The 3,503-nt window shown below is 68.4% G+C and carries 1 protein-coding gene and 1 pseudogene; one reads left to right on the forward strand and one right to left on the reverse strand.

The window, feature by feature from the left end; all coding sequences use genetic code 11:
• A pseudogene (locus ACILR4_RS28790) lies at positions 1 to 202 on the forward strand (hypothetical protein); the annotation flags it as partial.
• 99 nt (positions 203 to 301) lie between these two features.
• On the opposite strand, the gene ACILR4_RS28795 reads toward ACILR4_RS28790, so the two are convergent.
• On the reverse strand, positions 302 to 3,211 hold the full coding sequence (locus ACILR4_RS28795; protein WP_395704323.1) for a Tn3 family transposase: 2,910 nt from the start codon (positions 3,209 to 3,211) through the stop codon (positions 302 to 304).
• Positions 3,212 to 3,503 lie beyond the last annotated feature (292 nt).

The raw sequence follows: 3,503 nt of genomic DNA on the forward strand, positions 1-3,503 counted from the left end.
CCAGGCCAGCCCGCACACGATCGCCTCGTACCGCGATACCTTCCGTCTGCTACTGCAGTTCGCTCAGCAGCGGCTTCGCAAGGCGCCGTCGGGACTCGCGCTCGATCAGATCGACGCTCCGTTGATCGTCGCCTTCCTCGGGGACCTTTTGATTTCAGTGCAAAAAGTGACGGTTCGTGCCTGCCCGCAGAGCCAGCATTGACGCGAGGTTCGTTTTCCGGCCGCCGCCAAGTGCTTGTCAGGCAACGAGTTTCTGTTGGTCCTCGGATCGGCTGCTGAAGCCCTGTTTGCGTGGTCGATCTCAGCCGGTGGCACTTGTTCTCGCTGTCGGCAGTGACGGCAGGATCTGCTGGGAGTAGCGCTCCAACGGGAAGCGGAAGACGCCGCGCAGGTTGATGCCCTCCAGCCGCGTCGGCGCCACCCGCCCGATGAGCTCCGGCGGAACCACCTGGCGGCGGTTGGCCCAGCGGTCCAGCACGGCCTGCATCTGCGCCGTGTTCCACGCCATCACGATGTTGGCCAGCAGGCTCAGCGCGTCGGCCACCGCCTGCATCTCGTCGGCACGCCGAGCCTGCGCGGGCCCGACACGTCCGGTGTAGATGGCGCGTTTGAGCGCGTTGACCGCCTCGCCACGGTTGAGCACCCGGCGCAGCTCGCGGCGGAAGCCGGCGTTGACGAAGTAGTCGGCCAGGAATGCGGTGCGCAGCAGCTTGCCCAGCTGCACGCCGGCGTCGTAGATCGGATCTCCCCGTGCCGCACTGCCGAATCGGGCCAGCGCCGTCACCGCGCTGGCATGCCCACTGGACACCGACGCCGCCAGGTGCACCAGGCTATCCCAGTGAGCCTCGATCAGCGTCGTGTCGATGCCAGCCTCGCACACCACGGCGATCTCCTCGGGCACCTTCATGCCGCGCGGCACGAACAGGTGCCGCTGCTTGAGCTCCCTGAGCCTGGGGCACAGGTCGAAGCCCAGCAGCCGAGCCAAGGCCATGGCGAAGTCGGTATACCCGTGCGTGTCCACAGCAAGCTGGGTCGTCTCGACCCGCTCTTGTCGCACCACGCCTTCGATGGCCGCGCCGGCCTGGCGCTCGTTGAGCACGATCGGCTGGGCGTGGAAGATCCCCCAGCGGTCCTTGACGTGGCTGTAGATGCCGATGGAGGCGGTCTGTCGCCTTGGATCCTGCCGGGCTTGCCAGACCCTGCGGCTGGTCTCCAGGCTCATCATGTCCGAGGAGGCCAGGTCTGCTCGGCCCCATGTGGCCGCGATGGCGTGGCCCTGCATGAACTCCAGCACCGCCTGGCAGGCCAAGGCCAGCCGCCGCTCGTCGCCGGCCCAGCGCATGGCCTGGCGGATGCTGGCGGCCGACAGCTGCGGGATCATGCGCGCGCACTCGGCTGCTGTCAGGCTGGTGCCGTGGGCCAGGATGCCGGCATAGGCCATCAGCAGTTCCTGGCCCGATCGAGGCTCGCGGCCGAGCATGATCCAGCTGAAGCGCACCTGGGCGTCCACGGCCAGGATGACCTCGGGCAGCTGCACCTCGCCGATGCGTTGATCGAGCCGGCTGCGCAGCTTGCTGACTTCGGGATCCTCGTCGTCGGCTGGCAGGGGCGCCAGGTGAAGCTCGTCGTCCACGCGCAGCGTGCCGGCACGCACGGCCGCGACCACGGCGTCGACGCCAGTGCGCACGCGCTCGAGCAGCGGCGCGAGGAAGTTCGCGGCCTTGGCCGGCATCTGCAGCCGTGCGTAGTGGCGCCGGGCCTCGGACTGCCAGCGTTCATCCGGGATGAACAGCCGCTCGCGGCCTCGGAAGCTCAGCGAGTGCTCGATCCAGATCGAGCCGTTGCGAACGGCGCGGCGCAGCGCGAACAGTGTGGCCACCTCCAGCGCCCGGAACGCCCGTTCGCGATCGGCATCGGCGATGTCCTGGCGCCACGCGGCGCCCAACCGTACGGCGGTGACATCGACCGGCAAGGTCTTGTCGCCGGACGCGTACTGCACCCGCAGGGTGTCCAGGGCCTGCAGCGCCGGATGATCACCCGTGGCCCTCCACGCCAGGCTGCTGACGGCCACCAACAGCGAACGTACCGGTGCGATGCCGGCGATCAACTGCCGGCGGATGCCCGAGGCCCGGCTCGGTGAGCGTTGGGCACGCTTGGCCGCGATGAGTTCGAGCAGCCGCGTGCGCAGTTCGGCCGCCCCGGCTTCGTCCAGGGCCAGGTCAGCCAACTCTTGCAGCAGCATCTGGTATTGCCGCGACCAGTCGATGGCAGCCACCGCATCGTCGGCGCATTGGCGCCAGAGATCGGCCGCGCGGCGCTGGAACATGAGAATGAACTGGTCGGTGGCCGTCAGCAGGCAGTAGCGCAGGAAGCAGGCCATCTCGACGGTCCGTGCCGGCTCCTTGATGCGCTCGCTGATCGAAGGTGGCCGTGTGGCCATGCGCCGGGCGTAGCGGCGCACGAGCGCGTCGTTGAGCTCGCCCAGGTACCGGTCCAGGCCCAGGCCGTTGAGGAAGGTGATGCGCTCGAGCGCTTCGGCGATCTGGCGCGTGGAGTGCTTGGCCGGCGCGCTCCTCAGCCAGCTCTGGCAGTGCTGGCCGTCCGGCCGGCTCGCGGCCACGGCAGCTGCCCACCGCTTCAAGGCGGTGGCAGGCACCGTGGCCCGGATGGACGCGGCCGTGGCGTCTTCGAGCTCCGCCAGTGCGGCCGCCACCAGCGCTCGGATGGCGCGCTCATGCACGATGATCAGCCGGTGCTCGTAGAGCCAGTGTCGGGCTCGCAGCAACAGCCGCTCGCGGTCGGCGGTGTGGGCCACCTCATCGCGCAGGATGCGTACCAATGCGCGGCGCTGGTGCTCGCTCATCCAGGCAAAGCCCAGGACCTCGCAGGCCTGCTGCTGGTGATCGAACAGGGTGCGGCCCCGCGCATATAACGCCCGCACCGACGCCAGATCGGGCGTGGCAATGTCCAGCATCTGGCCCAGGTGACGCAGCAAGGCCACCGGCACGGCGCGCACGCTGTTCAACGGCCGCCCGCTCATGCGCACGAAGCCGATGTGCAGCGCCAGGCCCAGCTTGTGGTGGTCTCCCCGGCGGCGTTCGATCAGCTCCCGCTCGGCACGGCTGAAGGTGAAGAAGGCCTGCAGCTCGAACTGGCTGAGCTCACGCGGCAGGTCACGCAGGCCCAGGTACGGTGTGTGCCAGCCCTGCATCGCCGCCGCTCCCCACGAGTCGAAAGGCAGCCAAAGATACCTCTGCCCAGACCGAACAGCAAATGCTGTCGAATCAACGACTTACCGCCGAGCACCCGCGCCGTTGCTGGCGATCGGAACCGTCACTTTTTGCACTGAAATCAAAAGGTCCCCAGTAAGGCGTGCCGGCTGGTACGAGGCCGGGGCCAGCACGCAGCGGAGCTGCTATCGTTCGCCGACCAATCGATCCTGCTCGATGAGATTCCTGATCGTCGATGACCATCCCCTGGTGGGAGAGGCGCTTGCCGCCGTG

This window comes from Aquabacterium sp., assembly GCF_044226965.1.
GTDB lineage: Bacteria > Pseudomonadota > Gammaproteobacteria > Burkholderiales > Burkholderiaceae_C > Pseudaquabacterium.